The sequence below is a fragment of the Streptomyces sp. NPDC047880 genome, assembly GCF_040706515.1.
Classification (GTDB): domain Bacteria; phylum Actinomycetota; class Actinomycetes; order Streptomycetales; family Streptomycetaceae; genus Streptomyces.
Genome location: NZ_JBEZOK010000002.1, coordinates 92,196 through 107,517 on the forward strand (window position 1 = coordinate 92,196; position 15,322 = coordinate 107,517).

General features: G+C 69.6%; 10 protein-coding genes and 2 pseudogenes. 6 read left to right on the forward strand and 6 right to left on the reverse strand.

Annotated elements, in window-relative coordinates; all coding sequences use genetic code 11:
• Positions 1-93 precede the first annotated feature (93 nt).
• Positions 94-756, forward strand: coding sequence for a response regulator transcription factor (locus AB0937_RS04315; RefSeq protein ID WP_366709411.1), 663 nt, complete (start codon positions 94-96; stop codon positions 754-756).
• A 76-nt stretch (positions 757-832) separates the two neighbouring features.
• On the forward strand, positions 833-2,287 hold the full coding sequence (locus AB0937_RS04320; RefSeq protein WP_366709718.1) for a penicillin-binding transpeptidase domain-containing protein: 1,455 nt from the start codon (positions 833-835) through the stop codon (positions 2,285-2,287).
• Between the two features lie 93 nt (positions 2,288-2,380).
• On the opposite strand, the gene AB0937_RS04325 is transcribed toward AB0937_RS04320, so the two are convergent.
• Positions 2,381-3,838 (reverse strand): NCS2 family permease, encoded by a 1,458-nt coding sequence (locus AB0937_RS04325; RefSeq protein WP_366709412.1) that lies wholly within the window; start codon positions 3,836-3,838, stop codon positions 2,381-2,383.
• A 269-nt stretch (positions 3,839-4,107) separates the two neighbouring features.
• Here AB0937_RS04325 and AB0937_RS04330 point away from each other — a divergent pair, with 269 nt between their 5' ends.
• The 4 genes from AB0937_RS04330 to AB0937_RS04345 all read left to right on the forward strand — a co-directional run bounded on the left by AB0937_RS04330 (position 4,108) and on the right by AB0937_RS04345 (position 9,091).
• Positions 4,108-4,707: a SigE family RNA polymerase sigma factor gene (locus AB0937_RS04330; RefSeq protein ID WP_366709413.1), complete on the forward strand. Its 600-nt coding sequence runs from the start codon at positions 4,108-4,110 to the stop codon at positions 4,705-4,707.
• Complete coding sequence (locus AB0937_RS04335; RefSeq protein ID WP_366709414.1) at positions 4,704-5,561, forward strand: hypothetical protein; 858 nt, start codon at positions 4,704-4,706, stop codon at positions 5,559-5,561. The genes AB0937_RS04330 and AB0937_RS04335 overlap by 4 nt, the downstream gene beginning before the upstream one ends.
• Before the next feature lie 84 nt (positions 5,562-5,645).
• Positions 5,646-6,479 carry a pectate lyase gene (locus AB0937_RS04340; protein ID WP_366709415.1) on the forward strand — a complete coding sequence of 278 codons (834 nt, stop codon included), beginning with the start codon at positions 5,646-5,648 and terminating at the stop codon, positions 6,477-6,479.
• A gap of 395 nt (positions 6,480-6,874) precedes the next feature.
• The gene (locus AB0937_RS04345) at positions 6,875-9,091 is read left to right on the forward strand and encodes a family 43 glycosylhydrolase (protein WP_366709416.1); all 2,217 of its coding nucleotides are present in this window, start codon (positions 6,875-6,877) and stop codon (positions 9,089-9,091) included.
• A 24-nt stretch (positions 9,092-9,115) separates the two neighbouring features.
• Here the strand turns inward: AB0937_RS04345 and AB0937_RS04350 are convergent.
• The 5 genes and pseudogenes from AB0937_RS04350 to AB0937_RS04370 form a co-directional block, all read right to left on the reverse strand.
• Positions 9,116-9,450 (reverse strand): annotated as a pseudogene (locus AB0937_RS04350) (hypothetical protein); the annotation flags it as partial.
• A gap of 146 nt (positions 9,451-9,596) precedes the next feature.
• Positions 9,597-10,907, reverse strand: coding sequence for a pectate lyase (locus AB0937_RS04355; RefSeq protein WP_366709417.1), 1,311 nt, complete (start codon positions 10,905-10,907; stop codon positions 9,597-9,599).
• Positions 10,908-10,939: 32 nt separating this feature from the next.
• Positions 10,940-11,737: a rhamnogalacturonan acetylesterase gene (locus AB0937_RS04360; protein ID WP_366709418.1), complete on the reverse strand. Its 798-nt coding sequence runs from the start codon at positions 11,735-11,737 to the stop codon at positions 10,940-10,942.
• Positions 11,738-11,857: 120 nt separating this feature from the next.
• Entirely contained in the window at positions 11,858-13,219 is a 1,362-nt protein-coding gene (locus AB0937_RS04365; RefSeq protein WP_366709419.1) for a sugar ABC transporter substrate-binding protein, read from the reverse strand.
• A 49-nt stretch (positions 13,220-13,268) separates the two neighbouring features.
• Positions 13,269-15,286 (reverse strand): annotated as a pseudogene (locus AB0937_RS04370) (pectinesterase family protein).
• Positions 15,287-15,322 lie beyond the last annotated feature (36 nt).

A 15,322-nucleotide genomic window follows, 5' to 3' on the forward strand; every position in this document is an offset into this window, starting at 1 on the left:
TGAACCCGCGTGAGTGAACCCGCGTGAGCGAACCCGCATGAGCGAACCCGCGTGAGCGAACCCGTATGAACGAACCCGTATGAGAGGCCCCGAATGACCCGCCCGGACCCGATCCGTGTCGTCCTCGCCGACGACGAGCGCATGGTGCGCACCGCGCTGCGCGCCATCCTCTCCGCCGAGCCGGACCTGGAGGTCGTGGGCGAGGCGGCCACCGGTGCCGAGGCGGTGGCGGTCGTGCGGGAGCTGCGGCCGGACGTCGTCCTCATGGACGTCCGGATGCCGGAGACCGACGGGATCCGCGCCACCGAGCAGATCCTCGCCACGATGGACGAGCCGCCCAGGATCATCGTCGTGACGACCTTCGAGAACGACTCCTACGTGTACGAAGCGCTGCGCGCCGGAGCCGCCGGGTTCCTGCTGAAACGGGCGGACGCCGACGCGCTGGTGCAGGCGGTCCGGCTGGTGGCGCGCAGCGACAGCCTGCTCTTCCCTGCGGCCGTGCGCACCCTCGCCACCGAGCACGCCCGTGCGCACCCGGCACCGCCGGCGTGGGTGGCGAAGCTCACGGGACGCGAGGGAGAGGTGCTGCGGCACATGGCGCGGGGCCTGACCAACGCGGAGATCGCCCGGCGGATGGAGGTCGGCCCGGCCACGGTGAAATCCCACGTCGCGGCGGTCCTGGCCAAGACCGGCACCCGGGACCGGACCCAGGCGGTGATCGCCGCGTACGAAGCCGGCTTTCTGAACGGCGGATGAGAAAACCGGCGCTCCGCATGAGAAACCGGGACGGACGGGAACGATCCGCCCGGTGCGGCTCGTCCTCCTGTTCGGAATGAACAAGACGATCAGGCGCGCTTCGGTCTTCTCGCTGCTCCTGGTGCTGGCTCTGCTGGTCAGGGCGACCTGGGTGCAGTTCTACGAGGGCCGGGCGCTGGCAGACGACAAGGACAACCGGCGGAACGCGATCGAGACGTACTCGGCGCCGCTCGGCAACATCATCGTGGGCGGCCGGTCGGTCACCGGCTCGGCGCCGACGAAGACGGGCGACCTGACGTACAAGCGGACATACACGGACGGCCCGCTGTACGCGGCGGTGACGGGATACGCGTCGCAGGCGTACGCCCCGACTCAGCTGGAGGGCATCTACACCGATCTGCTCAACGGCACGGACAGCCGGCTCAAGTCCGTGCTGGACACGCTCACCAACCGGCGGGCCGAACCGGGCAACGTGGTCACGACCGTCGACCCGGACGTGCAGAAGGCGGCCTACGACGCGCTCGGTGACAAGAAGGGCGGGGCCGTCGCCATCGACCCGAAGACCGGGAAGATCCTCGCGGCCGTGTCGACGCCGTCGTACGACCCGTCCTCGCTGACCGACGCCAACACCGCGGGATCCGCCTGGCAGAAGCTCACCACCGACCCGGAGAAGCCGCTGGTCAACCGCGCGCTGCGGCAGCCGCTGCCGCCCGGTTCGACGTTCAAGCTGGTCGTGGCGGCGGCGGCGCTGGAGGACGGGCTGTACTCGTCGGTGGACGAGAGGACGGACAGCCCCGACCCGTACACGCTGCCGGGCACCAGCCGGGACCTGACGAACGAGAACCCCGACGCGCCCTGCACCGACGCGACCATCCGTACGGCGCTGGAGTACTCGTGCAACAACGTCTTCGCCAAGATGGCCGTGCAGCTGGGCCAGGACAAGGTGAAGGCGATGGCGGAGAAGTTCGGCTTCAACGACGACAAGCTGGACGTGCCGGTCCGGGCCTACACGAGCGTGTACCCGTCGGACATGTACCCGTCGCAGACGGCCCTGACGGGCATCGGCCAGTTCGACGTCACGGCCACGCCGCTGCAGATGGCCATGGTCTCGGCCGCCATTGCCAACGGCGGCAAGCTGGTGTCGCCGCACATGGTCTCGCAGATCACCGACAGCGGTGGCGATGTGCTGGAGGACTACGACGACGCCGGTTCGAAGGAGATCGTCAGCTCCTCGACCGCCGAGCAGTTGCAGTCGGCGATGCAGACGGTCGTCAGCAAGGGCACGGGCACGAACGCGCAGGTCCCGGGCGCGACCGTGGGCGGCAAGACGGGTACGGCCCAGCACGGCGAGAACAACAGCCAGGTGCCGTACGCCTGGTTCACCTCGTACGGCAAGTCCGACTCCTCGGGCAAGGAGGTCGCCGTGGCGGTGGTCGTGGAGCAGTCGAACGCGGCCCGCTCGGAGGTCAGCGGCAACGGGCTCGCGGCGCCGGTCGCCAAGGCGATGATGCAAGCGGCGCTCAAGGACTGAACCTCGGCCGCCGATACGCCGTCTGTAGGGACGAGACGGGCCGCCCCCTTCCCCCCGGGGGCGGCCCGTCCTCGTGTCAGCGAGCGTCCGGCGTCACTTCGCGCCCAGGAGCTGCTCGATCGGGTCGATCGCGAAGTACACGAGGAACAGCGCCGAGGTCCCCCACAGCAGCCAGTGCACCTCCTTGGCCTTGCCGAGCACGGTCTTGATGACGACGTAGGCGAGGAAGCCGGCGCCGATGCCGTTGGTGATGGAGTAGGTGAACGGCATCACGGCGATGGTGAGGAACGCCGGTACGGCGACGTCGTAGCGGTCCCAGTCGATGTGCTTGACCTGGGTCATCATCAGGAAGCCGACGGCGATCAGGGCCGGGGCGGCCGCCTGGAGCGGGACGATGGTGAGCAGCGGGGTGAGGAACAGCGCGAGGCCGAACAGGCCGCCGGTGACGAGGTTGGAGAAGCCGGTGCGCGAGCCCTCTCCGACACCGGCGGCGGACTCGATGTAGGAGGTCGCCGAGGAGGCTGAGGCCGCACCGCCGGCGACCGCGGCCGCACCGTCGATGAGCAGCACCCGGCCGAGGTTCGGGACCTTGCCGTCCTCGTCGAGCAGGCCGGCCTCGGCGCTGATGCCGACGACCGTGCCCATGGTGTCGAAGAAGTCGGACAGGATCAGCGTGAAGATCAGCAGGACGACGGTGATGACGCCGACGCCGGGGGCGCTGAAGGCACCGAACAGGTCGAAGTCGCCGATGAGCCCGAAGTCGGGGGCGTCGACGAGCCGGTCCGGCCAGGCGGGTGTGGTCAGGCCCCAGGACTTGATGTAGGCGACGGAGTCGATGACCACCGCCAGGGCGGTCATGGTGACGATGCTGATCAGGATGGCGCCCTTGACCTTGCGGGCGAGCAGCCCGATCGTCAGCAGCACGCCGAGGCAGAAGACCAGCGTCGGCCAGCCGGCCAGGGTGCCGGTGCCGCCGAGCTGAACGGGCACGGTGGTGTTCGCGGCGTCCGGGATGCGGCTGACGAACCCGGCGTCGACGAAGCCGATGAAGGCGATGAACAGGCCGATGCCGACGCTGATCGCCTGCTTGAGCGGCTGGGGTATCGCGTGCATGACGGCCTCGCGCAGGCCGGTCACCACCAGCACGCAGATCAGCAGGCCTTCGAGGACGATCAGGCCCATGGCGTCGTCCCAGCTCATCAGCGGGGCGATCTGGAAGGCGACCACGGCGTTCAGGCCGAGTCCGGCGGCGAGCGCGAGGGGCAGGTTGCCGCCGACGCCCATGACGATCGTCATGACGGCGGCCACCAGGGCGGTGGCGGTGGTGAGTTGGACGGCGTCCAGCTGGTGCCCGAACTTGTCCTTCGCGCTGCCCAGAATGATCGGATTCAGGACAAGGATGTAAGCCATCGTGAAGAACGTGGCGAAGCCGCCGCGGATCTCCCGGCCGAAGGTGGAGCCTCGCTCGGAGATCTTGAAGAACCGGTCGATGCTGTTCGTCCGGGGTTCGTCCGCGGGGGGCCGGTCGGTGACCTGCTGCGGTTCTGACATGGCGCGTGCTCCTCGGTGCCTGGGTGATCGGTGTGCGGATGCTGGCCGGATTGTGCCCGCGTTGAACCCCGTTCAGGTTTTCTCCGTGTTACGGAATCGGAGTCCGGCCCGCCATACGCCGTTCGAAGCTCCGTACGAACTGTTCGACGATCGCTGCTACGCTTCCCGATCTCGTCCGGGCCTCCCCCGGATGATCACATGTCATCTACATGACAGCCCCAGGGTGCGCCGGCCGGGAGCGCCCGTAGCCACTGGAGGAGAGGTCGCCCGTGGGCACGGTCGTCGACGACACCGCCTCCGTGGAGTTCCACGCCTTCTTCGAGCGCCACTACGCCGAACTGTCCCGCCTGGCCCACCTGCTGACCGGCGAGGCGGACACCGCGGACGACCTGGCCGCGGACGCGCTGCTGGCGCTGTGGCACCGCTGGGACCGGGTGCGCGCGGCCGACCATCCGGCGGCCTACGCGCGCGGTGTGGTCGCCAACCTGGCCCGTACCCGCATCCGCAGCGCGGTGCGCGAGCGGCGGCGCATCGCCCTGTTCTGGTCCCAGCGCGAGGAGAACACCGAGAACCCGGACGTCGCCGGCGTGGTCGACGTGCAGGAGGCGTTGCGCCGGCTGCCGTTCCGCAAGCGGGCCTGTGTGGTGCTGCGGCACGCGTTCGACCTGTCGGAGAAGGACACCGCGCTGGCGCTCGGCGTGTCGGTGGGTACGGTGAAGAGCCAGACCTCGAAGGGAATGGCCGAACTCCACCGGTTGCTGGGGACGCAGGGGGTGCCGCAGCGGATGCACGCGGCGCTGGGTGCTCCCCGCTGCTCGCCGGCCGTGGAGGGCGTGCGCACCGGAGAGGGCGGAGGGCGGGGCCGATGAGCATGCGGCGGGACGTGCACGAGGAGGTGCGCGCCCGGCTGCACGAGGCGGCCGGGGCGCACGAGCCCGACCGGGAGCGCATGCTGGCCCGGATCGAACGCGGCATGGCCGGTCCGGCCGTTTCCGGTCATCGGGCGGCGCGTCCACCGGTGTTCGGCTGGATGCGGGTGGCCGGCGCGACCGCCGCTGTCGCCGGCGTCCTGGCGGTGGGCGGCTACGCCGTGGCGTCCGTGGTGCAGGACGAGGCCGCCCCGCGGCAGCGTGACGTGGCGACGTCGCCGACGGCGACGCCCACGCCGTCCCCCGAGGCGACGAGCCGGGCCCCCGAGCCGCCGGCGCCGGTGCGGCCGACGCCGAGCCGGTCGCCCGAGCGCCGCGAGTCCGGCCCCCCGCCGTCGAGGACGCCGAGCGCCCGGTCCGGCGAGCGGGCGCGTACCACCGTCGAGGACGGCCCGCTGTGGTCGGACGGCTCGGTCGACCCGCACAGCAACGACTTCTGGGCGCAGAGCAACATCACGCTGAAGACCCGTGAGCAACTGACCGCGTTGACCGTGCGGTTGAAGGTCGCCCAGTCCGGCGGGGTCTCCGAGGCGGGAGCGTGGCGCTCCCTGCCGGAGAACGACTTCACCCTCACGGTCGCCGAGCGGGGCGGCTTCCTCGTCTACACCTGGACCCTCAAGGAGGGCCGCACGGTCCCGGCGGGCGAGTGGGTGTTCGCCGGCCAGTACGACCACGCCCGCGGCGGACGTGACGCGGGCGGGGACGCCTATGCCGTGACGGCCGCCGCCGGTGCGCGGCAGCTGTCGGTGGGCGGTGGCTTCGCCGCCGTGGACGACGGCGGCGGCGACTCGTGAGAAATTCCCGAAGAGGCGGCAACCCTTTCCTCACCGGTGGCGACCCCTGTGCGCAAGAGCCACCCCCTTCTGAGGAATCGGTACATGACTGCACCAGCAGAACAGCGCGTCCGCCATCGCCGCAGGGCCACCAAGCGGCGGGCGGTGATCGCCGCGGTGTCCGCTCTCGGCATCACGGGTGCGGCGGTCGTCACCACGTCGATGCTGTCGACGGCGGGCGCGGCGTCCTCCTGGCCCACGGACAAGGGGAAGACCCCCGTGTCCAAGACCATCCCGGTCTCCGGTGTGCGCGACGGCGGGATGAAGATGTTCCACGGCACCGGCGCGCTCGGCGGCGGCAGCCAGGACGAGGGCCAGGACCCGCTCTTCGAGCTGGCCGACGGCGCGGTCCTGAAGAACGTCATCATCGGCACTCCGGCGGCGGACGGTGTGCACTGCAAGGGCAGTTGCACACTGCAGAACGTGTGGTGGACGGATGTCGGCGAGGACGCGGCCAGCTTCAAGGGCAAGTCCTCGTCCGCGGTGTACAAGGTGATCGGCGGCGGCGCGAGGAACGCCGACGACAAGGTGCTGCAGTTCAACGGCGCCGGCACGCTGAACGTGTCGGGCTTCCAGGTGCAGAACGCCGGCAAGCTGGTCCGCTCCTGCGGCAACTGCAAGACGCAGTACAAGCGCACGATCGTGCTCAGCGACATCGATGTGACCGCGCCGATGAACTCCATCGTGGGAGTGAACGCCAACTACGGCGACACGGCGACGCTGTCGAAGATCCGTATCCACGGCGACAGCAAGAAGAAGATCAAGACGTGTGTGCGCTTCGAGGGCAACAACATCGGCAAGGAGCCCAAGGAGCTGACGCCGCCCGGGCCGGACGGCAAGAGCTGCACGTTCACGGCCTCCGACATCAGCTACCGGTAGGGCCTCGGCCCCAGTGACTCCGGTCGGCCCTCGTCCCCCCTTGGGCCTACCGGAACCGCCGGGTGTCCGACCCCCCAGTCGGACACCCCGGCACCTCGGCCTTCCGGAGCCCCCCTCCGGACGGCCGGACGGTACCGGCCGAGCCCCCCTCGGCCGGCCGGCAGGACGCCCCCGCCGTAACGCACCGGCGGGGGCGTCGCCGTATCCGACGACGGCCCCGAACCCGGTCGCCGCCGCTGCGAGAAGAGTTGCCGCCTCGCGCGCCGGAGCCCCCGGTGTTCCGAAAGTTTCGGAAACACCGGCCTCACGCACACCCGTTGACGCCCCGCATCCCTCCGGTGAAACTCCGAGAGCCACTGTCGAACAGAATCCCCCACACTCCGACAGGAAGTGTCATGCGCCCCCGCATCGCCCGCACGCTCCTGCTCCCGTTCCTGGCCCTGACCGGCCTCCTCCTGGCCTTCCTCACGGCACCGCCCAGCACCGCAGATCCCGGAGCCCCACCCGTGAAGCGCAGCGCGTACGCCGGTTATCTCTTCGCCTACTTCACCGGTGAGGGCACCGCCGACGGCGAGCAGATCCGTTACGCCCTCAGCCGCGGCAACGACCCGCTGCACTGGCGTGAGCTCAACGCCGGCAAGCCGGTGCTGACGTCGACGATCGGTGAGAAGGGCCTGCGCGACCCGTTCGTCATCCGCTCCCCCGAGGGCGACAGGTTCTATCTGATCGTCACCGACCTGCGGATGTACCAGAACTCCAGCGGCAGCTGGGACCAGGTGCAGCGGCACGGCAGCAAGTCGATCATGGTCTGGGAGTCCGCCGACCTGGTCCACTGGACCGACCAGCGCCTGGTGAAGGTCTCCCCGGACCATGCGGGCAACACCTGGGCCCCGGAGGCCTACTGGGACGACGAGCTCGACTCGTACGTCGTCTTCTGGGCGTCGAAGCTGTACGCCGACGACGACCCGGACCACAAGGGCGACACGTACAACAAGATGATGTACGCGACCACGAAGGACTTCCGGACCTTCAGCGAGCCCAAGGTGTGGAACGACCCCGGCTACTCGGTGATCGACTCCACGGTCGTGAAGTACAGGGACGAGTACTACCGCTACACCAAGGACGAGCGGGACCCCGGTTCCTCCAGCCCCTGCTCGAAGTTCATCACCGGTGAGAAGTCGACCTCGCTGACCTCGACGAAGTACGACTTCGTGGCCGACTGCATCGGCAAGGGCGCGATGGACCGCGGCGAGGGCCCGACGGTGTTCAAGTCGAACACCGAGAAGAAGTGGTACCTGTTCATCGACGAGTACGGCGGCCGCGGCTACGTGCCCTTCGAGACCACCGACCTCGCCTCCGGCAAGTGGACCCCGTCCACGAACTACCAGCTCCCGGCGAGCCCCCGGCACGGCACGGTCCTGCCGGTGACGCAGAAGGAGTACGACCGCCTGCTGGCCGCCTACCCCTCCACCTCCGCCTCGGTCGTGGACGCCACGGCCGAGCACCAGAAGGGCTACGCGATCGTCACGGACAGCGCCTCGAAGGTCGTCCTGCCGATGGAACCGGACACCGGTCTGCGGAGCCTCGCCCCGAAGCTGTGGGTCGGTGAGGGCGCGAAGCTCAGCCCGAAGTCCGGCACCCGGCGCGACTTCCGCACGCCGCAGAAGTACACCGTGACGGCCGCCGACGGGAGCAAGCGGACCTGGACGGTCGAGGCGGTGCCCACCCGCAGTCCCCTGCTGCCGGGCCTGAACGCCGACCCCGACGTGCACTACCTGAACGGCCGTTACTGGATCTACCCGACGACGGACGGCTTCCCGGGCTGGAGCGGCACCAGGTTCAAGGCGTACTCGTCGAAGGACCTGGTGCACTGGAAGGACCACGGCGTCATCCTCGACCTGGGTCCGGACGTGGGCTGGGCCGACAAGAACGCCTGGGCACCCGCGATCGCCGAGCGCGACGGCAGGTACTACTTCTACTTCTGCGCCGAGCAGCAGATCGGCGTGGCGGTCGCCGACTCCCCCGCCGGCCCCTTCAAGGACGCGCTCGGCAAGCCCCTGGTGGCCAAGGGCGGTTCGCTGAAGGGCCAGATGATCGACCCGGCGGTCTTCACGGACGACGACGGCCGGGCCTACCTGTACTGGGGCAACGGCCACGGATACGTGGTGCCGCTCAACGACGACATGGTGTCCTTCGACGCGTCGAAGGTGAAGGACATCACCCCGGACAACTTCCGCGAGGGCTCCTTCGTGATCAAGCGGAAGGGCACGTACTACTTCATGTGGTCGGAGGACGACACCCGCAGCGAGAACTACCACGTGGCGTACGCGACGGGACCGTCCCCGCTCGGCCCGTGGACCAAGCGCGGCACGATCCTCGAGAAGCGGCCCGAGTACGGCATCCTCGCCACCGGCCACCACTCGGTGGTGAACGCCCCGGGCACCGACGACTGGTACATGGTCTACCACCGCTTCGCCCTCAACGGCCCCGGCCTGCCGGGCGGCGACGGCATGCACCGCGAGACGACCGCCGACCGCATGGAGTTCACGGCCGACGGCACCATCGAGCCGGTGGTGCCGACGCTGGAGGGGATCGAGCCGGTACGGCGGTGAGCCTCACAGGACCTCGTCGAGCCGGCCGAGGAAGCGGCAGTGGGGGAAGGCGGACCGGTCGCCCTGGACCTTGAGGGCGACGGCCTGGGTGCCGGTGGTCTCCGGGCATCGTCGACGCCCACTGCTTCCCGGTGGACGCCCGGGGCGAGGAGGAGCGTCCAGCCGCTGCCGCTGGCGGCTGTGGCGGCATCTCGGACGGAGCGGTGGTCGCCGTGGCCTCGCGGATCGACGTACAGCGTCCTGGGGCCGAGGCGGCCGGCCGGTGAACCGTACCGGCCGAACGGGTGCTGCGGCGCGGTGGCCCGCGCGGGGTCCGGGGCGAGGGCGAGTGCGGCGCCCGCCCCGGTGCCCGCTGCCAGGAAGCCCCTGCGGGAGAGGGAAGGGGGAGGTGCGAGGACGTGCGGCTGTCCCTTCGCGGTGTGGCTCGTACGGGGTGATGGTCTGAGCGGCAGCCGGGCCGGGCGCACCTCGTGGCGTGCGCCCGGCCCGGCCGGTTCGAGGGACGTCAGCAGATGCGGCCGGCGCCCGCGCGGGCGTCGACGATGCCCGGGACGGCCTTCGCCGGGTCGACGCCCGCGCGCAGGGTCGGCGTCCAGCCGGCGCCCGGCTGGAGGGTCTCCTCGGGGATCTCCGCGTTGTGCACGGCGATCAGGTCGGTCTTCCTGCCGTTGACGTAGTTGTCCGCGGCGGTGACCGGTGCCTCCGTCCACTTCTTCAGGATCTTCGCCGGGCTGACGCCCTTCGCCAGCGTGAAGGCGTTGTGCTCGGCGACGAGCCGGGACTCCTTGCCGATGCCGTAGACGTAGCCCCACTTCTGGTCCTCGGTGACCACGAAGTGGTTGTTGTACGAGTCGACCTGCCCGAACCGCACCCGCGGCGCCCGCTCGACGATCCCCTCGAAACGGTTGTGGTGCAGCGTGACCTTGAGCTTGCCCGCGTCGTCGGCGGTGGCGCTGTCGCTGTTGCCGATCAGCATGGTCTTGTCGTGGTCCTTGAACGAGTTCCAGGACACGGTGACGTGGTTGGAGCCGCGCACGACGTCGAGCAGTCCGTCGTGCTGCTGGTAGGTCTTGCCGAAGTAGGCCGGCAGACCGCTGTCGGGGTGACGGCCGTCGGTGAGGGTGTTGTGGTCGACCCACACGTGCGTGGAGCCGTGGACCACGATCCCGTCGTACTCGGAGTTCCAGGCGCCGGTCTTGTCGTCGTCGGTCGGGTCCCACTGCGGGAAGCAGTCGATCGGGGCCTCGAAGGCGAGGTTGCGGACGATGACGTTGTCCACGCCCTTGATCTGCAGGCTGCCGCCGCGGATCCCGGAGCCCTTGCCCACGCCGATGATGGTGGTGTCGGCGGGCACGCTCGCCTTGATGGTCTTGTCCTGCGCGGAGGCGGACGCGGCCCTCAGGTCCTCCTGCTCCCCGCTGACGGGCTTGTCGTGGCCCCAGACCGCGGGGTCGTAGGCGGCGAGGTACGTGTCGAAGTCGTAGCCCGCGGCGGCGAAGGCGTCGCAGCCCTCGGAGACGGCGTCGATCACTCCCTTGACCCTGATGATCCTGGGCGCCGTCCCGCCGTCCTGCAGAGCGGCCCGGAACTGCTCCCAGGTGGTGACGGTGTGGACGTGCCGCGCGTCCGCCGCCGCTCCGCCTGTGGTGCCGGCGCCCTCGGAGGCCCACCCGTCGCCGGCGCCCAGGGTCTGGCGAGCGACGTCCCGGGGCTGCGCCTGGGCACCGGTGCCGCTCAGGGACAGCACGAGCGCGGTGCAGCCGACGAGCACGGCCGCTCTCGCAATGGCATGATCATGACACTTACGAACGTTCATGGTGCCGCTCTCTTCCTTCTTGTCAGGGGGTGTCACGCGGCGGACTCCGGCCAGGTGATCCAGGACTGCGGAACCTGCTCGTCCAGCCGCCGCACGTCACGCGGCCCGAGCACCCGGGTACGGAGCAACTCCCGCGCCACGAGCCGGGCCACCTCGATGGCTCCCGGCGGGTTGAAGTGCGTGTTGTCCTGCTCGGTCGCCGTCCAGTTGAAGTACTTCTTGGTCTCCTCGGTCCCGAGCCGCTGCCACAGGGCCAGCGACAGCGCCTGGACGTCGAGCAGCGGGACCCGTTCCCCGGCCGCGAGCGCCCGCATGGCCGCCGGGTACTCCCCGTGCGTCGGCAGGGCCTTCCCGGCGGCGTCGAACCGCCGCCGCTCCACGGAGGTCGCCAGCACCGGCCGCGCCCCGCGGGCCCGGGCGCCGTCGAGGTACCTCCGCAGGTACTGCTGATATGTCGACCACGGCTCGGTGTACCGGGTGGGGTCCTCCGCCTTCTCGTCGTTGTGGGCGAACTGGACGAGGAGGAGATCCCCGGGCCGGATGGCGGAGAGAATCGCCTTCAACCGCCCCTCGTCGACGAAGCTCTTCGAACTCCGGCCGTTCACGGCGTGATTGGAGACGGCGATCCGGGAGGACCGCAGAAAGAAGGGGACGGCCATGGCCCATCCGGTCTCGGGCGCGGCGTCCTTGTACTTCTGCGCCGCGGTGGAGTCACCGGCGATGTAGAGGGTGGGGACACGGCGGACGCCGGCATGAGCCGTACCGGACATGGAGAAGGCCAACGGCACGGCGGCCGCGGCAACAGCAACCTGTCGACGACTGAGAGGCACGCAGAGTTCCTTTCCGGGGGCGGTGTTTTCCCTGCCGAAGGGGCGCGGGGAACTGCGCGAACAACCACGGGACGGCCCGCGGCCTGCCCTCCACAGGCCGCCCCGCGGCGATGTCCGGAACTAGCCGTTCTGCTGGTTCCACTCCTCCTGGGCCGCGTTCAGCTGATCGGCCATCGTGTCCAGGAATTCCTTCGCACTCATCTTCCCGAGCAGCACCTTCTGGAAATTCGGCTCGTTGTCCGCCTTGGAGATCGTGTTCCAGTCCGGCAGGTAGTACGGCAGCTGCACGATCGTCGTCGACCCGTCGGACAGCGCGTCAGCGGCCAGCTTCGTCGGCTCGGCCTTCGCGATCCACGCGTCCTTCGCCGCGTCCGTGTTCGACGGCACCTGCCCCGCCGCCTCGTTGAACTTCGAGTTCTCCGCCTTGGACATGGCGAACTCAATGAACTTCCAGGCCGCGTCCTTGTTCTTGCCGCTCTTGAACAGGCCCAGCCCGTCCACCGGGTTGGACACCTGCACCCGCTTGCCGCCGGCACCGACCGGCTGCGGGATGCCCCGGAACTTGTCGACGCCGAGCGCCTTCACATGGTCCTGGTAGGACCCGAGGTTGTGGTTCAGCATCCCGATCGTGCCGGAGTCCCACTGCGCGACCATCTTCGTGAAGTCGTTGTTGAGGTCGGCGGCGGGGGTGACCTTCTTGTACAGCGCCGCGTACTTCTCCAGCGCGGCCACGTTCTTCGGGTCGTTGACCGTGGTCTTCTCGCCGCCGGCATCCCAGAACGACGTGATGCCGGACTGGCCGTACATGGCGTCCAGCGCCTGGGCGATGGAACCCGCACCACCGCGAATGGTGTAGCCGAATTCGTTCTTGCCCGGGGTCGTCAGCTTCTTCGCGGCCTCGTAGAACCGGTCCCACGTCGTCGGCTCCTGCAGACCCGCCTTCTTGAACAGATCGGTGCGGTAGTACAGCACGCCGTTGTTCGCGGAGGTCGGGATCGAGTACAGCTTGTCGTCGCCGCCGCCGGCGGCCTTCAACGACTCGACCATGTCCTTGTTGAGCTTGCCGTTCAGCGAGGACGAGCCGAGCCGCTCGTCGAGCGGTTCCAGAGCGCCCTGCGCCGCGAACCCCGCGAGCATCGCCGCACCCACGCCGCCGACGTCCGGCAGCCCGCCGCCCTGGAGGGCGGTGTCGACCTTGGACTGGTACTCGGTGGCGGCGATCCCGACGTACTGGACCTTGATGTCCGGGTTGGCCTTCTCGAAGTCGGCGATGATCTCCTTCCAGATCTCGGTGCGGACACCGCCGTTGTTGTCCCAGAAGACGATCTTTCCCTTGCCGCTGCCGTCGGCGCCCTTGTCGCCGCCCGCCCCGCTGCCGTCGTCGCCGCAGGCGGTCGCGGTCAGCGCGAGGACGGCCCCCAGGGCGACAGCGGCCGGGGTCCGGCGTCCGCCTCTGCTGCCGGTGCGATTGCTGATCTTCATTGGTCGGCTCTCTTCTTCTGGATCCAGCGGAACTTGTGGGTGTGGGGAGTCAGTGACGGACGTGCGGCGCCCAGCCGTCGGTGCCCGCCAGGTAGGCGGTGACGGTGTGCGTCCTCGCGTCCTCGTCGCTCATCTGCGGCCGGTCGGGGGTCTTGGCCGCCCCGGCCCGTGGTTCTGGTACTCCGTGAACCGGGCGTCCTTCCACGAGAAGCCGCTCATGTCCGTCCACGGCGAGGGCTTGATCGCGGCGGGCAGCCGGGTGTCGCGGATCAGCACCTGGGCCACCGCGTCCGGCTCGCCGCCCGGGTGCCAGGGCCTGCCGAGGTGGAAGCTCCCGTCCGGCGCGTCGCTCACGATCCTCGAGCGGGTGATCAGGAATCCGTACGGGTTGCCCCTCCAGGTCGAAGCGGCGGTGATGTAACCGTTGTTGGTCGTCGACCCGCGGCTGAGCGCCTTGATCACGGACCGTTCGATCACGGTCGTGGCCCGCCCGTAGATGAAGTCGACGTCCCCCTCGATGTACGCGTCACGGACGTACACCCGGCTGATCACGTCCAGCTTGGGGCTGTCGGTCATCAGGGTGTCCTGGTTGCCCAGGAAGGCGGTGTCCTCGAAGACGATCCGGTCGCCGGTCGTCTTCATCGCGAGGGCCTGCTCGCCCTTCAGCTCGGCCGAGGCCTCGTCGAAGTCGTTGCTGAAGGTGAGGTTGCGGGCGGTGACGTCGTTCGCGGCGATCCGCACGGTGGCGCTGCCGGTCGAACCGCCGTATTCGGCAGGCGTGTTGTGAACGATGACCGTGTCGGAGCGGTCACGGCCGGTCCCCCGGAGCAGGATCTTCGGCTTGGCCGCCGGGATGAACACCTTCTCCCGGTAGGTGCCCGGTGCGACCGCGATCGTCACCGGCACGTCGTTGCCGTCGGGCACGGCGTCGACGGCGGCCTGCACGGTCGGGTAGGCGCCCGGGACGTCGAGAGTCACACCGATCCGCTGCTGCGGCCCGGAGAAATTCTTCACCAGGGCGGGCACGGCGCGGGCGGGGTCCGGCCGGTAGTCGTAGAAGTCCCGCGGGTCGAAGGCGGCGCCCCACTCGTCGGTCCGCCCGGTGGTCCTCCTCAGGATCGACCCCCGCTCCACCAACTCCGCGGTGGCATCGGCCTGGTAGGGGTGCTGAACCCGGTCGTAGTAGCTGTTCTCGATGACCATCCTGGTGCGGCCCCGGGACCAGTTCCCGTACGTCCACACGGGGTCGCCGTCGGCCACCTGGGCCGAGACGTAGTTGTTGTAGAGGTGCGCGTAGGCGCAGTTGTCCGCCGAGGGATTGCGCTGCTTCGTGCCGGTGAACCAGTTGTGGTCGATGGTGATCTGTGTCCGGACGCCGGCCGTCCAGCCGATCCCGAACGCCTTGTTGTGGTCGCTGAACCGGTTGTAGGAGACGGTGACGTACTGGCTGTCCTTGCGGATGTCGAGCAGGCCGTCGCCCATGCGGGTGAAGCGGTTGTGGTCGATCCAGACGTGGTGGACCGCGTCCATCTGGATGGCGTCGAAGTCGGTGGTCTTGCCGTCCCAGTCGCCCTCGACGTAGGAGTCGCGGATCGTCAGGTTGCGGATGATGACGTTGTGCGTGCCGGGGTTCAGGTGCAGTTCGCCGTGGACGATCTCACCGGTGCCGCCGACGCCGATGATCGTCTTGTTCGAGGCGACGGCGATGTCCGAGCCGAAGGGCGCGACGGCGACCGACCCCGCCACCCGGATGACGTACGGCTCCACGGCGGCCGCGTACTTCGCCAGCGCGGCCTGGTCGGTGACCGTGACGACCTTGCCGCCCGCCCCGCCCGTGGTGCCTCCCGCCAGCGAGGCGAAGCCGTGGGCCTGGTCGGCCCAGCGGGCGGCCGCCGGTACGGACGTCGAGACGCGGGCAGGTTCGGCGGCCCTCGCCTCACCGGTCGCACCCGGCCCCAGGGCGGCGACCAGGCTCGCCACGGCGGCTGACCATGCCGAACGGCCCCAGGGCCTGGCGGCCAGGGCGGCACCCGGTCTGGGCAAGCGCTTGCTACGGAAGTGCGTCATTGCGGCTCCCAACAGGCGTGATGGGCGTGCGGATGC